A 17,893-nucleotide genomic window follows, 5' to 3' on the forward strand; every position below is an offset into this window, starting at 1 on the left:
ACCTCGTATCCACAATGTTCATTCCGGCGGATGTCCTCACACGTGGTTCCGGAGCATGAGCTGTTTGGGGTACGGATTGAGGTAGACCTGATCGCGCAGGTAGCCGACATCGAAGATCCTGATATAGTGCCTGATCAGCGTCAGCGGCACGATCAAGGGTGTCAATCCACGATGATAGTCGTCGAGCACGCCTAGCAATTCAATTTTCTCTTGCACGCCAAGCTGCGCCTTAAAATATCCGAGCATGTGTTGCAGCACATTCGCATGTTTGCGTACCGTCGCTTTCATCGCAAGGGCCTTCATGAGCAGTTCGCCATACCGGAGGGCCAGGGCCTTGGGCGGATACCGCTCCGCCCGTCCAAACAAGTTGACCCAGCGCCTGATAGTGCGGCTGGCTATGAGCGAGCAGCAAATATTTGTGAATCGTATGGAATCTTACCACCGCCTGCCGCGTCACTCCACGGCTCAGGAGATCCTGATAGCGGCGATAAGAGAACACGCGTTCGATAAAGTTTTCCCTGAGCGGCGGATCGTGCAGCCGCCCTTCTTCCTCGACGGGAATCAGCGGGAACCGCTCGATAAACGCCCGTGCAAAGATCCCAATGCCCTTCCGAGCCGGCATCCCATGGTCATTGTAAATCCGGACCCGCTCGACGCCGCAGCTGGGTGACTCTTTCTTGTAGACGTAGCCGGACAAATCCATCTCCTTGAGCTCGTTGGTTCGATCGGCGGCCATGGTTTCCAACGCCTCAGTATGATCCTTCCCGCTCTTGACCGTCATCAGCCGCGGACGTTGCGCGTAGCCTACCAACCGCATCGCCTCGCGAGGAGTACCTAATCCAGCCTCAACTTCGGAGCACACGGGCACCCATTCCACATAGCGGCCCAAGAGATCGGTCAGAAACTCGTCCACTTGTGTCCGCTGTCGAACCGCACTTTGTCGCCGAGGAGGCAGCGACTGATCCCAAGGCGAAGTGGGGCGACCGTCATGAGATTCCCCGCTGTTTGCCAAACGCGAGATAGTCCTCTTTAACGCGCCGATGATCCACGATGGGCGCGGGGTACTCTATGCCGATACGACAGTTCGCGCGGACCTGCTCCTCGAACGTCATAAGGTGCGGCGTGTGAATGGATGTCGGTGGCACCCCAATCAACGCGGGCACATAGCGGCGGATATAGGCGCCGTCCGGATCGAACTTCGTGCTTTGCAGGACGGGATTAAAGATCCGGTACCCCGGCATGGCATCTGCGCCGGTCGCGGCGCACCACTGCCAGTTCCCGTTGTTGGCCGCCACATCGGCATCAAGCAAGTGGCGCATAAAATATTGCTCGCCGCTCTGCCAGTCGATCCACAGATCCTTAATCAGAAACGACGCGACGATCATCCGCACACGATTGGGCATCCAACCAGTCTGATTGAGCTGGCGCATACCGGCATCGACGATGGGAAAGCCAGTCTGTCCGTCGCACCAGGCCTGAAACAGACGGTCCCGCTCGGGGCCAGGGCGAAGCGACGGCGGAACCGGCACCCTCCGGAAAGGTTGCGCAGTGACATGCGGGAAGGCGGCTAAAACTTGTTGGAAGAATTCGCGCCAGATCAATTCATCGATCCAGGTGTGGACGTCCGAACGGGAGCAATCATTCCCCTTGGTCAAGACCTTCAGGGCACTGTGAATGGCCAGGCGAGGCGAGAGGGTGCCAAATCGAAAATGGGGAGAGAGTCGAGAACTTCCATCGAGAGCGGGACGTGTGCGACCATGGCCATAGTGGTTGATGGGACCGTTCAAAAACCAACGTAACCGTTCCTGGGCCCTGCGTTCACCCGGCTCAATCCACGGCATGACGTGGCTGTATCCGAGGTCACCGGCGGATGGAAGAGGAGATGGAAACGGAAGAGCTGGCGCCTTCGCGGCCGTCAATGTCTTGGGGACGGGAAGCACAGACGGGGTGGCCGCCTGCCATGTCCTCCACCACCGTGCCCGGTACGCGCTGTAGCGTTGCAACGGCTCCCCTGTTGCCCCTCTGATCTCTTCCGCTTCGAACACCACATGATCTTTGAAGGTCCGGACCTGAACGCTGTGTTCAGTAAGCTTGTGCTGGATGATCCGATCTCTCTCAATGGCGCCGGGTTCGTAGTCTCGATTCCAGTACACGGCTCCAACGTTCCAGTCCCGGGCTGCTGACACCACTTCCGTGACGGGGTCACCGTGCCTCCAGTGCAGCGGAAGCCCGCGTGTCCCTAACGTGCCGGCCAGTTCGCGAAGACAGCCAACCATGAAGCTGACGCAGGCCGGTCCGAATACCTGGGCCTGCAGTAACCGGTTGTCAAAGATAAAGAGTGGGATGATCTCGTCGCATTCCTCGGCGGCTGCCGTCAGCGCCGGCTGATCTGCGAGGCGCAGATCGCGTCTGAACCAGACGAGGCCCCGCATCAGTTACTCTCCTTCTGCCATCGATGCCGCCGGAATGGTCAAGGCGGATTGACCGATGACGAGATGCCGGAGGAGGAAGAAATAAAGTATGGACACCGGGCTGGTAGCCATGAGTACTTGACGAACGACAGGAAATCCGAATGCCACTTAGTTCATCGCCTCACTGATCGTCGCGAATCGACATACGGGAAACTGAGTTCCCGGGCCCACGGGCCTGGCATGGCCAACAACTGCTAGGCGTGCACCCCGAAGCAGCACGATAATGACCAGCCCACCATGCCGACGACCACGAAAACTCCGCGCAGAACTGAATATCGGTCCTAATCGGGTTGGGGCGCATCGTTCCCTGCTAATGAACCCATGTCGCCGGCGCACTATACCACCAGATAAACGGGATGCGCTGCCCGCCCTGTCGCTTGTTCCTTCCACAAGGAGCCGACTCGGCTTTGTCCAGTCGAGTGGCCATAGCCGCGCTACCATCCGACTGTTGCTGCGCGCTCATCTGAATCATCTCTTGGGCATACGAGCGAGCCCACCCGGAGGATTGACCATATCCTCAGTATGACGGTACGCAAGATTGAGATACGAGTGTCTTCCTTATCGTCATATATCAACGCACAAGCGCAATGAGAATACACCCGATCAACAGTACCATCGAGTTGAGAGAGACGGACCGTTGATGCAATCGATTCCACGCGGTCTGTAGGCCTCGATCAACTGCTCCCAATGATTGCTGCTCCTTCAGTCGATCTCTTATGGCATTACTCTGAGGCGTCAACGTTGAGCGACAGTAGGCTTCGGCCAACAGCACCAGGAGCCACATTCCGCCTGTGGTAAGGAGCGTGGCGCTGCTCCCGTAAAAGGCGATGAGTCCGCTCACGGCGATGAATCCCGCGACGGCGGTGCCCATGCCTAACCCATGGTAGGCGGGAAACAGCTGGCGAACCACCTTCCCGAAAGGCTCTCGTTCCAGATTCTTCGCGAGAATAGGAGCCACCACGAACGATAACAGGACGACTTTCCCGACAAGGACCGCACCAGCCAAGGTGTGAAGGTATACGATGAACGACGCCATCTTTCGGTTTCCTTCATGTCCGAATGAAAATTGCGCGTAAGGCCTGTTCGAGGAGCGGATAGTGGAACTGATAACCTGCGTGCGTCGCGATCGAGGGCGCGACTCGTTGCCCGGTCGTCATGACTGAGCTGAGTTCGCCGAGCGCCACCTTCAAGACGAACTCGGGAACGGGAACCCACGACGGCCGGTGTAACACTCGTCCGAGCGTCCGGCAGAAATCCGCCATTCTCACAGCATCCGGCGCGACGGCATTCACCGGGCCCGCGATGGTCGTATTCATCAATGCCCACTCAATTAGTCCGACCACATCATCACGATGAATCCAAGAGACCCATTGAGTTCCCGGCATCACCGGCCCACCCATATACAACCGAAAGGGAAGGGCGATACGCGGAAGCGCCCCACCGTCCCGCTCCAGGACTAGGCCGTTTCTCAGGCACACGACTCGCATCCCGTAAGATGCGGCGTGTCGTGCAGCGGCCTCCCATTGCACGCAGAGATCGGCGAGAAACCCCGTGCCGGGAACGCTGGTTTCATCGAGAACGTGATCGCCCTGAGCGCCGTAGTAGCCGATGCCCGACGCATTAATGAACACTTTTGGCTTCACCGCAAGGCGGGAGCAAGCCTGAATGAGATGCCGCGTGGACATAACTCTGTTCTCGGTGATGAGCCGCTTCTGGTCCTCGGTCCAGCGGGCCTCGGCGATGGGTGCTCCTGTCAGATTGATCACGGCATCTGCGCGGGTCTCGACCGTTCCATTCGATCGTTGTCATCGTCGGGCCGAATAATCGCGATGCCTCTTTTTGTCTTCTCGTCAGAACGGTGATCCGATGTCCTCCCTGAAGGAATGATTCGCACAATGGCCGACCGATAAATCCGGTTCCGCCGCTCACGACAATATGCATGGGCTCGTCTCCTCAGTCAGCTTTTCCACTGATTTAGTTCTGCCTTCACCGGGGTCGCAGGCTCGTCCCGACAGGGATCTGTCTGCCTCAGCGGGAGCGGCCGTGCCGGAGTCGCGGCGTGTCCCATACGGAAATGGAACGGATCGGCGTCCAGAAACGTGATAGACCCAGTCGCCTCTTTTCTTCTTTCCATGCAGATATTACTGTCCCACAGTTCCCGCTTGGAGCCCGCGCGCACAGCGAAAGCCTGTGCCATGGGTCTGTAGCGCAAACCCACCTCGGCCGCGAGCCGTTGTGGTGATGTCCGAGACGGGACTATGCCAGGAGCCGCCGCGTATCGATCGGACCACTCCCTTTTGGGCAGGCCCCTGAGGATTGCGATTCGGCGCCTGCGCGTAGTATTCCGGGTCGTACCAGTCCTGGACCCACTCACGCGCATTGCCGGCCATATCCTTCACTCCATAGGGGGAGTCCCCGGCGGACAGCGATCCGACAGGGTACAAGGTGTGCTCCACCTGCCATTCCCGGTCAAAGTTCGCCCGCGCCGCAGTCGCCGGCTCATTGCCCCACGGAAAGAGACGACCGTCGGTGCCGCGCGCAGCCTTTTCCCATTCCGCTTCGGTCGGAAGCCGCTTCTTGGCCCAACTACAATAGGCCTTGGCGTCGTACCAAGTCGTCTGCACGACCGGTAGCTGCTCAATGCCCTTCACGGAGACGAGCGCTCCACTGCCATAGGGATTGGGGGGATTTCGGTGTCCCGTGGCGGTGACAAAGGCCATATACCGTTCATTGGTGACTTCGACTTGATCAATGGCAAATGCGTCGATGTACACGGATCGCTGCGGCCGTTCATCGCCTCGTCCCATTCTTTCCGGGCTCCCCATCAAGAACTCACCAGCCGGGATCGTCACCATGGGCACCGGATCAAGTCCTAAAGCGGCAGGCGACGCCGATATGGTGGGCAAGGGCGCCACGGCCCACGCTGCGGCAACGATTAAGGGAATCAGTGTCCAGCGATTCGTTGACCTGCTCAGATCTGGCGTCATGGCTTCTGCTCCTTGCTTCCCTTGATCGCTTGGGACGTATGAATGTGAATTTGACGGACCAGGCGTTCCACCTGGCGCGCATTCTGCTGTTGAGACGCTTCTTGTACCTGCGTGATGAGCGTTCGTGCTTTGTGCAGGTGCTCTTCGATGTCGGCCTGCAGCCCCGGGGACGCCACGGTGCCGCCTAAGGCCGCGCGATGATATACTTCCCATGCGGCATCCACCGCCTGTTCGGCCGCATGGACCGCTCGCACGGTTTCCGGGAGCGGATGGCGGCCCGAATCGATGGGGCAAGCCCCAAGAGGCGAGGACCCAAGGAGTGCGCTGAATGAAACACCCAAAACGAACCGTTTGTAGCCAGTCATCGATGCCTCCGCGACGGCATTCCTTAGGGTTGCTTGATGGATTGTTGGATGAGCAGGCGTAGCTCGAGCAACTCGACGTTCTTGGGATCCAGCGCCAAGCCACGAGTCACCGTGTTATCCGCCTCCGTAAACCGTTCCCGTCCCATGTCCACGAGGGCCGCGATGTACGTGTCTCGAATCTTCTGGTCAATGTCGGCGGGCGCATTCATGGCGCAGCGAAACCCCAAGCCCACACCATAGCTGATATTCAGCGGGTGATTCCAAAAGCGATGGGTAGTTCTCACACTGCTTTCCGGCGCGATCCATGAGCCGCCACGAATGACCCGCTTTTCTCCGACCGTCAGTCGGTCCACATAGGTGCCCGTTCCACCCAGCCAGACGGCTTTAGCCGGGCCGGTTGGATTCACCATGGTTTCAAGCCGTCCGTAGTAGCGGGGATCGTACCAATCGGACACCCACTCGAAGACGTTGCCCCCCATGTTGAACACACCATAGTAACTGACACCCTGCGCATAAGAGTTCACGGGCATCGTAGCCGCGTGATGCTTGCCAAAGTTGACTTTAGCTGGATCAAACTCCTGACCCCAGGGATAGAGATTCCCCTTCGGACCACGGGCGGCCTTTTCCCATTCGGCTTCAGTCGGGAGGCGCTTGCCTCGAGACTCGCAGTACGACTTGGCCTCGTACCAATTCACGCCGACCACGGGCTGGTTGGGTTGATTGAGGCGTGGACCATGCCAGTAGGCAGGGGCAGGATGGCCGTGTGTTCTCATGAACTGGCCGTAGTGCTGGTTCGACACTTCGTACCGATCCATGAGAAACGAATCCAGGAACACCATATGGGCTGGACCTTCATCATGAAACGCCTCAGCCGACCATGGCGTCTTCATACGCTTGTCGTAAGCCGTCAGCGTCTTGCCAGAGTCAGCCGGTTCTTGCTTGTCCAGTCCCATCACGAACGGCCCGTCGCCGACGTACACCATCTCGTTGGGGATCACCGTCTCTTGCGCCTCACAAATTCCGCTAAACCACGCCAGGCCAGACATCAGCCCGACTACCATCCCCATTCTTCTCTTCATCATGGTAGACCTCCTGTCCCTCATTCCATACCGGTGTCGCCCCCGCCGCGCACTGTGCTATTTGTGTTGCTTCATGCTCTTCTTGATGAGATCCCGGGTCGCCTCGTATTCCTTGTTTCCCGGATCGGCCGCGAGCGCCTTATCGATGGCGGTCATCGCATCGCTGTGCTTTTCTGCCCCCATGGCTACCAATGCTTGAATGAAGGCATCGCGTCCCGCTTGCATGGCTTCATCGGAAACGCTCTGCGCCGACTTCGCGCAGCGGAATCCGAGGCCGACCCCGTAGGAGTTGTTCTCCGGCTGATTCCAGAACCGATGGCTTGTATGCAAGGACGTCTCTGGTGCCAGCCAGGACCCCCCGCGCAACACTCGGACCGGACCCTGATTCGCGAAGTTGTAGCCCTTTTCAGCGCCACGGGGATTCAGGGCCTGGCTGTCCTTGAAGTATTTTGCGTCATACCAATCTTGGACCCATTCAAAGACGTTGCCGGCCATGTTGTAGGCCCCATAGCCGCTCACGCCCTCGGGATACGAATCGACGGGCGTGGTATGGCCGACATTCTGTCCGTAATTGGCCTTCTTCGCGTCGAGCATATGGCCCCAGGGATAATGCTTATCACCGTCAGGCCCTTTGGCGGCTCGCTCCCATTCCGCTTCGGTCGGCAGGCGCTTGCCTTCCCACTTGCAGAACGCATCCGCGTCCGTCCAGCTCACCCCGACGACCGGCTGGTTCGCCTTGCTCAACCGAGGGTCGTCCCAATAGGCAGGGGCTGGATGCCCCGTGGCGTTCATGAATTGCTTGTAGCGCGCGTTTGAGGCCTCATACTTGTCGATAAGATAGGCATCGAGCACCACCTGGTGCCGTGCTTCATCGGCATGTTCACTGCTGCCCATGGTGAATTCCCCCTTTGGGATATTCACCATGTCTTTCTCCTCGCCGGGCCTATCCGCTGCCCATGACACAGAGAATGCGCTGGCGATGAATAGAACCGCGAATCCTGCTTGATGAACTGTTTGACTCCGCATCGGAAACCTCCTTTGGTGACGCACATCGAGTTGCTTCCCTAATTACAATCGGAAAACGTCAGGCTGTGATGCCTCATCACGGGACTGGTCCATGAGGCACCTGTCGCTGATATTTCTGCGCCAGCTCCCTCGGCGTTGAGCAGAGGCCAACAGGGCCTTTGCCCGAACGAGCAGAGGGTCTGATTCTCTCGGATGGTGTCCAGATTCGCCCGTGTACCGAGCTTCGAATTCGAATCGTTGGGCAAGTCACGAAGGTCCGTCGCCTGCCTTCGATAGGTCAGGACCACATTTCGAGCCTGGCCCTGACTCACCCGTGTGGTCTGTCGGGTCGTGAATTGTAAACCATCCGTTGCGCAACCGACCGTGAGCAGGAGCACAAGGAAGACCATAGGGTTGCTGAAGTGTCGAGGGTCCATGCGATTCCCCTTTCGGTCGATGGTGACCTTCGTTTGCAGGCCAGGAATCAAGGGCCCGCAGTCCGGTGCTTATGTTCAATGCTTGACCAGTGTATGTCTAATGTATAAGGCCATCATGACCAATGTGTCAAGTGTTATTTCGGAAAACATTTGACAGACATTAGTCATGAGTTTATTGTGTTGTTCGGTATGAACAAACATCGGATTCACCGGGTCGCCAAACTGACCGGACTATCGAAGGACCTCATACGGGTCTGGGAGCGACGGTATGGTGTTGTCCAACCTCTTCGTGGGGCTAACCGATACCGCTTGTATACGGACGATGATGTCGTGTTATTGCGTTATCTCAAGGCGGAGATTGAAAAGGGACAGTCGATTGGTGAGCTCGTGGCCCAAGGTCATGGCGAACTGCTTACCCGTGCGAAAGCGATTGATATGACGGCGGCGGAGCGACCAGCGCCGTATACAAGTCTGATTGGAGAGCTGACGGCGACGCTCGATCCGCTCGATCGTGAGGCGTTTGAACGACGGCTCAATGGGGCCGTTGCGGTGATACCCTTTGAAGATGCGCTTCACAGGATTTTGTTACCGCTTCAGGAACGGGTGGGACAACTGTGGCATGACGGACGACTCGGCGTGGCGACCGAACATTACGTCACTAAGCATGTGCAGCAGAAGGTCTTTGCGGCGACGAATCAGCTTCCAATGAACGAGTATGGGCCAAAAATTGTGGTGGCGTGCCCCTCCGATGAGCAGCATGAAATTGCTGCGCAAGCAGCGGCTTATCTGTGCAGCGCCCGAGGATGCCGCGTGTCCTATTTAGGAGCAAATGTGCCACTTGCCGCACTTGCTGCCTTCTGCGGCCTTGTTGAGCCCAAGCTGATCGTCCTATCACTCACGACGGTGCCCGCACCCAATAAGGCAGCCGACTTTGTGAAGGAGCTAAGAGCGCAGCTCAACAATCATGCTCTCATTGTCGTCGGGGGGGCTGCCGCTCAGGCACATGCAATGCTGTTCCAGCAGGCATACATTACGGTTCTCGACAGTGTGTTCGAGCTCGAGCGGCATCTGCCCCCACTTATCGCTTCCTCTGGGTCCGCACGATAATCAAGGTTCTTATTGGCGGAGGTTGTTGACAATGAAACGAGCCCGCGTCGAGGCACACTGATGTGCCCATCACACCTCTGGCGAAGAAGCGCTAGTGCGACCTGGCAGGGGACTCCTCTTCAAGAGAAGCGGACTTGACCATACGAAGAGCCCGAGCAGCCTAACTGCGATATGCATCACGCCGTGCTTCCGATTTACGAGGAAGAGGCCAAGAATATAGACGTCTCGCGTCGGCAGTGTCAGGGGTGCCCACGCATCCGTCACGGAGGCAGCCGTCAACGCAATCGTACCTCCAACGCAGTTCACGATTAGAAACGTCTGTCCGAATCAACTGCGTCGCTAGTGCCAGTTCCCGATCGTTTGCCGGCTTTCCGGCCGGTACCTCATCAAACGTACGGACTTCATCGGCGTAATACAGGGCGTGCAACATGAGTTTGTCGTCACTGACCGGACGGACCATCACGAGTTCTTCCTTCCCTCACTTCACAAACTGGGCGACGGCAGCTTGCCCCTCTTGGTGTATGGCCTGGCCAACAACCGATAGGGCTTGTCGCCCCCTTTATCCGGACCCAGATAGTAGGTCTTGGAGAAGTAGACGGGATCGACACAGTTCGTGGCACAAACTCTTGAATCTCGACACTGCGATTCGCCTCGGCTTCAAGCGCATCCAGTTCCTCGTTGGTCACATCGACGTATTTGCCTTTCAAGATCTCGCCAGGGTCGCATCCATCTCCGCGGCGTGACGGAAGGCCAGCTTCCCACTCAGGTGCCGGTTGCCTTCATCCCGTTTGGGCAGATACGCCTTCCAACGCTGGAGTCGCTCCGCGATGAGGGCCGGTAGGGGGAACTCGGGTTCACGAACCACACGGAGGCGCGGGTGGCGTCATGGCTTCGTCTTGCGGGATCTCGATCATGTGTGAGGAGTTGGAGGTGAAGGGCATGGTCCACTCGCCTGCGCGATACGGCTACCGGAGGGGGTCGTCATTGGAATGGTGTGGGTTCAGCGTCGGGACCGGCTCTTCCTTCAAGGCGGCTCTGCCGCGGCCTCCATCATGGGAAGCGGTGGACATGGATCGCTCCTTTCCATGGCAGAGTCGGCGGGAGGAAGGTGGACTCCAGTGGCTTGCGCCCTCAAGGGTTCAGGAGACCTTCCCAATGGCGAGCTTAATAAAGTTGGATTTATTCCTTAAGCCGTACTGTCGTTTGATGGCTCCCCGCTCATGTTCGATCGTACTCACGCTGAAACCCATCCCGGGTGGGCAGGGGAAAGAAGAAGGTGCCTAAGCCAAACCGCCGGCGCAGTTCCGGCGAGAGCGCCTGAATATTGTTGCAGGTGCCGATGAACAAGGTAGCATTATCCGAGATCGTGCTGATGATCTTGAGAGCTTGGCGAAGCTGCCTTTCCCATTCCCCCACCAACGAAGTTTTGACCGCCGAGAGATCGAAGAGAAGGGTCGGGATCCTGCCTTCGTTGCCGGCCGCCTTGGCAATCGCGCTCTTCGACGTGCCGTGTGGGCCGACGAACAGCATCCCGGTGGTCCGGGAATCTGGCATGAACGACAGCAAGGTGCCATGAAGCGATTGCGAGACGCCGCTGGAATCGCCGCCGGAGGACTGGGCGCCGGCCATCGCCTTTTCGACTTCGTCGAGGAAGACGATCGCGCGCGGGCGTGAGCGGCCGTTGAGCACACGGGAGATAAAACGCTTCACCTGCTCCACGCCACCGACGGAGGCAAAGGTCAAGGCGCGCAATATAGTAGCTTGGCGTACCGCCACCAGCTGACGACGCTCGGCACCACGCCGAGCATGAGTCGCAAGGGCAATTGCTACGATAATGCGGTGGCAGAGAGCTTCTTCAGTACCCTGAAGAATGAACTCGCCCATCATCAGACGTCTCACACGAGAGATGAGGCAAGCCGCGATATCTTTGCGTTCATCGAAGGCTTCTACAATCGCCAGCGGCTCGCATCAGAGTCTCGGGTATCTCAGTCCGCTGGCGTTCGAGCGTCGGATCAGTGACCCTTAGCTTGGTGTCTAGGAAGCCCCGGGGCGCCTCACTACGGCCCCAACAACAGGGAAGGCTCATCCACTAAATAGGCAAGGTAGGATGGGGCCGTTAGAGTGTCTCCCTACTGGGCATGTCTGACGCGGGCGCCTTAGATCCCTGTGTCGCTTCCTCAGCATAGGCATTGGGGAAGTGCTTCGGTCGGCACTCTGGACATATGCCATGACTGAAGTCTGCCTCGGATCGTGCCGCGATATACCGCTCGACTTGCTGCCAATACCCGCTGTCGTCCCGAATCTTCTTGCAGTAGGAACAGATGGGCAATAACCCCTGAAGTACCTTGACCTCTTCTTCCGTTCGTTTTCGCACCAGAGAAAGCGTCGCCGTGATACCGATCACGGTGATGGCAAGGACCTGGTTGGCAATGTCATACCATATCGGGCCTGGTGCGGACAGAAAAAAGCCCAGTACTGTTAGTAGTGCCGATACAATGGCGACCACAATGACCGGGGACGATTGTCCGGGCGTAGAGTAGATGGCAAGGAAAGCCAAAGGTACCACGTACAGAAAGGAGACGCCGATCCCAAGCGGCACGACTACATCAAATCCAAAAATAGTAAGGATAAGGATAAAGGCTGCGACGACGTGCGGGACGCGGAGCGTTTCACGGCGAGCAGGCAACGCTCCCCGTCGTCTGTCGGCGACCCGACTGTCACTGTCGGATCGTCTGTCTTCACTCCGAAGAAGTCGTGTCATCGGTACATATCTATATCAGGCCGTGCGCGTGGCCGGTATAGTCCATGTAGTACTAATAGCTAGGCAAATAGATCTAGTTTAGTCCTTATTGGGTATAAGTCAGGGCCAGTGTAGGAACCTATACGAGGCAGTAGGCGATGTGAGCCGTCATAGATTCTCAAATGTCCGAAAATCAGATTCCGCGTTTAGGAGGCATCCCAAACGACAAGTAAACACGAAGTGTGCTAATGCCAGATTGTCTCAATGAAGGGCTTCACCCCAGGATCTTGCGATAGTTCTACTCGACAGGTAAACATGCCGCAAGTCGATTTTTTTCGGCGTTTTGACGTATCCTTTCACCTGGTCAAAAAGAAATGTTTGTGATTTCTTCAAGCAGTCAGGGCAACGGTGGTGACCCTTTCCGTGTCGTCAACTGTTTCGTTGTCAACAGAAGCCGTGGAGTGGAGGGAGGGCCAAATGTCAGGTGTCCCTGAGTTCGATACCGCATTTAGGGAAAGGCTAAGAGAACTGTTTCTTTGGAGAAGAGATGTTCGTCAGTTCCGTCGAGATCCCATACCGGACGAAGTTTTGGACGAATTATTAACCACGGCCACACTCGCGCCTTCGGTGGGATTGAGCGAGCCTTGGCGATTTGTACTTGTTGAGGATGCTCATCGGCGAGCTGCGGTTCGAAACAGCTTTGTAAAGGCCAATGCAGATGCTCTGGCGGGCTATCGTGGGGAACGCGCTCGGCTTTATTCCAGTCTAAAGCTAGAAGGCCTCGACCAAGCTCCGCTTCACCTCGCAGTGTTTTGTGACGAACACACACCACAGGGGGATGGCTTGGGGCAACGAACGATGCCGGAGACACTATCATACTCCGTCGTCGCCTCGATCCAAACCCTTTGGCTGGCCGCCCGGGCGAATGGGATAGGCGTTGGTTGGGTGTCTATTCTCGATCCCTTAGAGGTAAAGAAAACCTTAGAAGTTCGGGAATGGTGGAGCCTGGTCGCCTATCTTTGTTTAGGGTATCCAGAAGCAGAATCACCTAAACCGAAGCTTGCGGAAGTTGGATGGGAATATCGTCGTAACATGGCCGAGTTTGTAATTCGGCGATGAGGTCTAGGTTAAATGTGATGTCTCATTACATGCGAATGGCTCTCTTAATGTGGGGAGTCTAAAAATTACGCAATGACTTAGCCGTGCAAGGTATATCGGTCTGACTCCCTAGCTGCTACGCCGCTGTGACGTCGATTTGACACGCCCTGACTTAAGGTCGCTTCATTCCATAATCCGAGTGAGATCTTTAGACGTACTCAGGTAGAGCTGAAACCGGAACTCACCGCAACGGCGAGTCAGGATCGGTCGCCTAAGCTGAAGGACATCGACCGGATCGTCCAAGACATGCAGGCGGCGGTTGCGCCGGCTGATCTTCGCGGAGAACCGGGGGGCATGGTGAGTTCAACCAAGGCCGAACCGCAGCCTTCACAAATGGCCTGTCTAAAGTGCGAGGTCCTACGAGGCGCCGTGCTGAACTTTGACAAAGACTCCCTATTGCTGAAGGATCAGAGCGGCAAGGAGGTGCGCCTCCATATCGACGCGACCACCGCAATGGGCCAGCAAGACCCTCGGTACCAGGGATTTAAACAAGGGGATCAGATTTCCGCCTATGTCACACCTGAGGGCCATGCGCAGTCGATCACCCTGTTGCGCCCAGCTTCCGGTCTGCCTGGGGGGGAGTTCTAAATAGGAAGGTGCATGGATTCAACTCATGCGGGTCGGATCCATGCACCGCCGCTTTTCCCGCTGAAACTAAGGAGGCGCAATCATGCGAATCCGAGAAGTGATGACTACGAGTCCCAGATGGTGCTTGCTGACAGATTCCGCATCAAAGGTCGCTGGCATTATGAAAGACATCAATGTCGGTATCATCCCGGTTGTGGAGAATGAGCAGGGCCGGAGGTTGATTGGAGTGGTAACCGATCGGGATCTGTGTCTGGCGGTCGTTGCGGAAAGCCGCGATCCCGCCACTGTCCCGGTCAAGGATTGTATGACGCGCATGTTGATCTGCTGTGCGCCCGAGGATGACGTGGGGAAGGCCATCGAGTTGATGCGTGACAATCAAGTTCGCCGCATTCCAGTCGTGGACCAACAGGGCACGCTTCAGGGAATTGTCTCGATGGTGGATCTGCTGCATCGTGCAGACATGCCATCAGGCCAGACTCACGAGACGATCAAGAAGGTCAGTGAGCCTTCCGAGCTCAAGTAAGCCGCGCTCACAGCAACTTAGGCAAAGCGCCTAGCGAGGAGCGGAGATAAGAGCGTGACACGTGCCCTCCCAGCCTGAGGTCACGATTTCTGTTATGGCCAAATGAATTGTGCCTCAAATTCATCGTCACTTCCCATTCCTTCCATCCGCTGCTCACCACCATGACATTCCTTCTCTGATACCACACAAGGATGGGCTAGGTAAGACCGATTAACCCTGATGGGTCATTGCACGACTCGATGGGCAGCAGGATAATTTATAGAGAAACCGTGGTGCCCAAATAATCCCCGCATCCAGGAACATGGGGCATTTTTCTGAAGCGCAATGGCGGGAGCAGCGGAAGCTTTCTTCCTCCCGTAATTCTTTCTATAGTCGAGAACTTTATACTCTAACTCTGACCGGCACACATTGGCTTTGGGAGGACGGTCATAACCGACAGAGGCATACCGTGAGCTTACAGAGTCTTCGTGGATCCGCTTCCCGTCAGGTTTACCTCCGCCGACTTGAGTCCCCTTGTCCGGCAGTTTAGTACTGCCGTATCGGCCGAACGTGCTCCGCGACTCACGGGGATATTTTTACGGTTTGGCTACGTCAAAATGGAGATCTCCGAGGCAGCCGACAACCTGTGCAAAAATCTACACAGTACAGTCGTTGAAGGCGTGAGTCTTACCGTCCTGCGGCTCAATGGCATGGAGACTCACGAGGACCAAGACACTTGCACCGGACCAACGTAAGACTCAATCGTGGCGGTCGTGATCGGGAAACGGTAAGAAGGGGAAACCATGAAACGTGAAAGGTTCAGCGTTTCACAAGTCGGTGAGGTGATCCCTACTGCGACGGTCACGATATTTCTCCCCCGTTAGGCTCGTTAAACGAGATGATATGGATCTTCAAAGGACTCAGCATTAGCTGGAATGGGGCTTCACTAGAAGACCCATTCAAGCCAGATGAGGTGAACCATGCCATCGGATCTGATGTCGCTAACTCTTCTTGTTGGCCTTGTGGGCAGCGCATTGTGGATAGTTGTGTTCGTTGTCGTCACAGTAGCGGGCAAAACATATTCATATGACAGGGAAGTAATCAATTCGCCACGTGACAAAGATTCACTGGAACACCAGGCAAAATCACACACTAGAACTAATGCGGCGTAAATGAGTTTGATTGATCGTTTGAGACCTAAGACGTGTTGTAGTTGTTGGCTGGTCGGTTGTTCAGCCGGGTGCCATGATCATCAGATAGTGCCGCGGCTAGCGTAGTTGTTCGTGCGTTGATCAGCTTTCGAGCATCCGCGAAGGAGATTCTATGAATAGGGGCCTGGTTGACAGTCGAGGGCAATACGGTGAGAAGCTATGTCTGTAGGAAGGCTCTTGACTGTCGGAGGAGTTCTTCGCGGGTGCCATGTTGGCAAGCGACACTGGGCCGACTGCCGGGTGCACCCTTGCAGCCCATAAGCATCGAGACGTGGTGGCTGCCGACCTAGGATCTTCGCTGTGTGTGATTAGAAACGATGCCAGCCATTGGCCTCCGGCCTGCTGGCGGGCACGCTCGACGAGGGAGACGTTGCGATCACAAGACGCAGTGGCCAAGTATGGAGCGCTGACTCGGAGGATCTCTCAGAGTGGGCAGGGGTATTTCGCCGAGGTGCGCCAAGGATACAATATCCAGTATCCCTGTTTCTTGCTTTCTGTGTCCTTAGATACGGTACACCCGCTCTACTCCGAAACCCAGTTCCCGGCTCGCGGTAACAAGCTGGATGGCGATTGACGCTAAGAGGCGGGATTTCCTCCGACCATGTGCTGATCAACTTCATGGGGTCGGGGGCGAACGTCCAGGGCGCAGCAAGCGGCGCCACACTTTCTGGGACCTTTCTGTTGCCCAACCTCGGCGTTCAGCTCAATAGCCTCACCATCGACGGTCATTTATTCGGGGGCGCCGCGGGGAAAAATTTCCGGTTTGTGTCGAACGCATTCATTCGACAGCCTTCTCTGACTCAACTCAGGTACCTGGCCTGCCTCCATCCTTCTTCTTGGGGCTGGGCTCACTGTTTTGCCGGGTGGCTTCGACGAATAGATGCCTGACCATCGGTGCTTCGGTTCTTGGATACCTGAGAAGACGCCAAGAGCGAGCAGGAGATTCGCCTTGCGCCTAAACAACAATTAAGAACCTTCCCTCCAAGACGGTTCTAACGACCAGGCCATACTTGCCTCCTTCTCTCGCATACTGCCATCTACCTTAAACCAATTCTATGAGTGGGCCGCAAACAAAAAAGAGGTCAAAGTCTTGTCAGTTTGAGTTTTCTCCCATCGTGAAGCTTTGACTTCAGGATGTGTAGAATTCCCTTTCCAACCCGGCTTTGGCCTCGTCACAACGATAACAGAACCGTATTTCTAGACCATCAAACGAACCACGAAAGTTTTGTCACAGTGGAGTCTACGCTTTAAGCACATCAAGCGGTGAGGATGGTGAGCGTCAATTCACAAAACTGTCTAGTACAATAACTCTGCTCCAAAAAGCTTCAAGGTTATTAATTTTCACCTCACCATTGTCACCATTTGGGCGCCTCTAAAGTCGCGGTCTTGATGTGCGCGGCCTGCAAATATGGCGCAGTCACTATAACTGGCCTGCGTCCTCTTAATCTGCCCTACGCCCGTGCGACATACTGCTTTTAGTCACCGCCTTTAGTCCAATTTACCAAACAGGAGACTTGGCATACCGTAGCGGCATGTCAGGTACAGCCAAAGCTGCAATAGTGATCATAGGGAGCCTGCTGACAATCGCAACACTCGGCGTTTACTGGACACGCACGCCACAATACGCCTTGCTCCGTGTTTTAGAGAAGCAGAGCGGTCCGGGGCAAGAACGACCCACGACCCACATAGCAAAACGAAATACAGGGAAGCAGCTGCAGCTGCTCCATCAGCGCACAGAACCGGTGACACAGTATCTTGCCTACTTCCAAAATAAAACGCTTGGACAGATGTACGGGTTGCGGCTTATAGAGGCACGCATAGAAGGGAAAAGGGCCGTGCTAACCGTAACGTTCAGGAAGACGGCGTATACCATCCCTTTTGATGAGCAGCCTGACGGCCACTGGGCACTTGACGAATTTCAGAACCGAGAGAAGTTCCTGAGGGAAGTATCGGAACGAAAGAAGCCGAGTCTTGTATCCATCATCGCACGGCTATAGCTCACTGCAACGAGTGATCACCGAGGAGGTAGGAAATGTACGCTGTCGTGAAAGACCAATCTCATCTCATTGGCAAAGTCATCGGCTTGTTGAAGATCGATTCGGACCGGATACTCTTACAAACCCTCTTCGCCATTGTTCTCTTGTGGATAGTATGGCCACTGGTTTTTCTTGGCTATCTGGCGACCGTATATGGCCCGCATATCCTCATTGGACGATAGACGCTTCTGCCGCCAAGAATATCAT

13 protein-coding genes and 4 pseudogenes are annotated in these 17,893 nt (G+C 56.2%); 6 read left to right on the forward strand and 11 right to left on the reverse strand.

The window, feature by feature from the left end; all coding sequences use genetic code 11:
• Positions 1-36: 36 nt before the first annotated feature.
• The 9 genes and pseudogenes from ACWHYZ_RS09360 to ACWHYZ_RS09400 all read right to left on the reverse strand — a co-directional run bounded on the left by ACWHYZ_RS09360 (position 37) and on the right by ACWHYZ_RS09400 (position 7,928).
• A pseudogene (locus ACWHYZ_RS09360) lies at positions 37-990 on the reverse strand (YbgA family protein).
• Positions 987-2,432: a cryptochrome/photolyase family protein gene (locus ACWHYZ_RS09365; protein ID WP_447987003.1), complete on the reverse strand. Its 1,446-nt coding sequence runs from the start codon at positions 2,430-2,432 to the stop codon at positions 987-989. The pseudogene ACWHYZ_RS09360 and the gene ACWHYZ_RS09365 overlap by 4 nt, the downstream one beginning before the upstream one ends.
• A gap of 610 nt (positions 2,433-3,042) precedes the next feature.
• The gene (locus tag ACWHYZ_RS09370) at positions 3,043-3,507 is read right to left on the reverse strand and encodes a DUF4149 domain-containing protein (RefSeq protein WP_447987004.1); all 465 of its coding nucleotides are present in this window, start codon (positions 3,505-3,507) and stop codon (positions 3,043-3,045) included.
• A gap of 13 nt (positions 3,508-3,520) precedes the next feature.
• A pseudogene (locus ACWHYZ_RS09375) lies at positions 3,521-4,243 on the reverse strand (TIGR01777 family oxidoreductase); the annotation flags it as partial.
• A gap of 58 nt (positions 4,244-4,301) precedes the next feature.
• Positions 4,302-4,412: pseudogene (locus tag ACWHYZ_RS09380) on the reverse strand (NAD-dependent epimerase/dehydratase family protein); the annotation flags it as partial.
• 200 nt (positions 4,413-4,612) lie between these two features.
• Positions 4,613-5,458: a formylglycine-generating enzyme family protein gene (locus ACWHYZ_RS09385; protein WP_447987005.1), complete on the reverse strand. Its 846-nt coding sequence runs from the start codon at positions 5,456-5,458 to the stop codon at positions 4,613-4,615.
• Entirely contained in the window at positions 5,455-5,823 is a 369-nt protein-coding gene (locus ACWHYZ_RS09390; RefSeq protein WP_447987006.1) for a hypothetical protein, read from the reverse strand. The genes ACWHYZ_RS09385 and ACWHYZ_RS09390 overlap by 4 nt, the downstream gene beginning before the upstream one ends.
• 23 nt (positions 5,824-5,846) lie before the next feature.
• Positions 5,847-6,905 (reverse strand): formylglycine-generating enzyme family protein, encoded by a 1,059-nt coding sequence (locus ACWHYZ_RS09395; RefSeq protein WP_447987007.1) that lies wholly within the window; start codon positions 6,903-6,905, stop codon positions 5,847-5,849.
• A gap of 54 nt (positions 6,906-6,959) precedes the next feature.
• Positions 6,960-7,928 carry a formylglycine-generating enzyme family protein gene (locus ACWHYZ_RS09400; protein ID WP_447987008.1) on the reverse strand — a complete coding sequence of 323 codons (969 nt, stop codon included), beginning with the start codon at positions 7,926-7,928 and terminating at the stop codon, positions 6,960-6,962.
• Between the two features lie 605 nt (positions 7,929-8,533).
• Here ACWHYZ_RS09400 and ACWHYZ_RS09405 point away from each other — a divergent pair.
• A complete protein-coding gene (locus tag ACWHYZ_RS09405) occupies positions 8,534-9,451 on the forward strand; it encodes a MerR family transcriptional regulator (protein WP_447987009.1) in 918 nt (305 codons plus the stop codon).
• Between the two features lie 1,218 nt (positions 9,452-10,669).
• Here the strand turns inward: ACWHYZ_RS09405 and ACWHYZ_RS09410 are convergent.
• On the reverse strand, positions 10,670-11,080 hold the full coding sequence (locus ACWHYZ_RS09410) for an AAA family ATPase (protein WP_447987548.1): 411 nt from the start codon (positions 11,078-11,080) through the stop codon (positions 10,670-10,672).
• 111 nt (positions 11,081-11,191) lie between these two features.
• Here ACWHYZ_RS09410 and ACWHYZ_RS09415 point away from each other — a divergent pair.
• A pseudogene (locus tag ACWHYZ_RS09415) lies at positions 11,192-11,477 on the forward strand (integrase core domain-containing protein); the annotation flags it as partial.
• Between the two features lie 90 nt (positions 11,478-11,567).
• On the opposite strand, the gene ACWHYZ_RS09420 reads toward ACWHYZ_RS09415, so the two are convergent.
• The gene (locus tag ACWHYZ_RS09420) at positions 11,568-12,212 is read right to left on the reverse strand and encodes a hypothetical protein (RefSeq protein WP_447987010.1); all 645 of its coding nucleotides are present in this window, start codon (positions 12,210-12,212) and stop codon (positions 11,568-11,570) included.
• Positions 12,213-12,668: 456 nt separating this feature from the next.
• Here ACWHYZ_RS09420 and bluB point away from each other — a divergent pair, with 456 nt between their 5' ends.
• The 4 genes from bluB to ACWHYZ_RS09440 all read left to right on the forward strand — a co-directional run bounded on the left by bluB (position 12,669) and on the right by ACWHYZ_RS09440 (position 17,868).
• The gene (gene bluB / locus ACWHYZ_RS09425) at positions 12,669-13,310 is read left to right on the forward strand and encodes a 5,6-dimethylbenzimidazole synthase (protein WP_447987011.1); all 642 of its coding nucleotides are present in this window, start codon (positions 12,669-12,671) and stop codon (positions 13,308-13,310) included.
• A 285-nt stretch (positions 13,311-13,595) separates the two neighbouring features.
• Positions 13,596-13,937: a hypothetical protein gene (locus ACWHYZ_RS09430; protein ID WP_447987012.1), complete on the forward strand. Its 342-nt coding sequence runs from the start codon at positions 13,596-13,598 to the stop codon at positions 13,935-13,937.
• Between the two features lie 82 nt (positions 13,938-14,019).
• Positions 14,020-14,460, forward strand: coding sequence for a CBS domain-containing protein (locus ACWHYZ_RS09435; RefSeq protein ID WP_447987013.1), 441 nt, complete (start codon positions 14,020-14,022; stop codon positions 14,458-14,460).
• A 3,222-nt stretch (positions 14,461-17,682) separates the two neighbouring features.
• Positions 17,683-17,868 carry a hypothetical protein gene (locus ACWHYZ_RS09440; RefSeq protein ID WP_447987014.1) on the forward strand — a complete coding sequence of 62 codons (186 nt, stop codon included), beginning with the start codon at positions 17,683-17,685 and terminating at the stop codon, positions 17,866-17,868.
• Positions 17,869-17,893 lie beyond the last annotated feature (25 nt).

This window comes from Nitrospira sp. Nam74 (assembly GCF_965152615.1).

Excerpts from the sequence above, each read along its gene's own strand:
- ACWHYZ_RS09365 (WP_447987003.1), bottom strand. The coding sequence starts at position 2,432 with ATGCGGGGCCTCGTCTGGTTCAGACGCGATCTGCGCCTCGCAGATCAG.
- ACWHYZ_RS09400 (WP_447987008.1), bottom strand. The coding sequence starts at position 7,928 with ATGCGGAGTCAAACAGTTCATCAAGCAGGATTCGCGGTTCTATTCATC.
- ACWHYZ_RS09385 (WP_447987005.1), bottom strand. The coding sequence starts at position 5,458 with ATGACGCCAGATCTGAGCAGGTCAACGAATCGCTGGACACTGATTCCC.
- ACWHYZ_RS09405 (WP_447987009.1), top strand. The coding sequence starts at position 8,534 with ATGAACAAACATCGGATTCACCGGGTCGCCAAACTGACCGGACTATCG.
- ACWHYZ_RS09390 (WP_447987006.1), bottom strand. The coding sequence starts at position 5,823 with ATGACTGGCTACAAACGGTTCGTTTTGGGTGTTTCATTCAGCGCACTC.
- ACWHYZ_RS09410 (WP_447987548.1), bottom strand. The coding sequence starts at position 11,080 with ATGGCCGGCGCCCAGTCCTCCGGCGGCGATTCCAGCGGCGTCTCGCAA.
- ACWHYZ_RS09370 (WP_447987004.1), bottom strand. The coding sequence starts at position 3,507 with ATGGCGTCGTTCATCGTATACCTTCACACCTTGGCTGGTGCGGTCCTT.
- ACWHYZ_RS09435 (WP_447987013.1), top strand. The coding sequence starts at position 14,020 with ATGCGAATCCGAGAAGTGATGACTACGAGTCCCAGATGGTGCTTGCTG.
- ACWHYZ_RS09420 (WP_447987010.1), bottom strand. The coding sequence starts at position 12,212 with ATGACACGACTTCTTCGGAGTGAAGACAGACGATCCGACAGTGACAGT.
- ACWHYZ_RS09395 (WP_447987007.1), bottom strand. The coding sequence starts at position 6,905 with ATGATGAAGAGAAGAATGGGGATGGTAGTCGGGCTGATGTCTGGCCTG.
- bluB (WP_447987011.1), top strand. The coding sequence starts at position 12,669 with ATGTCAGGTGTCCCTGAGTTCGATACCGCATTTAGGGAAAGGCTAAGA.
- ACWHYZ_RS09430 (WP_447987012.1), top strand. The coding sequence starts at position 13,596 with ATGCAGGCGGCGGTTGCGCCGGCTGATCTTCGCGGAGAACCGGGGGGC.
- ACWHYZ_RS09440 (WP_447987014.1), top strand. The coding sequence starts at position 17,683 with ATGTACGCTGTCGTGAAAGACCAATCTCATCTCATTGGCAAAGTCATC.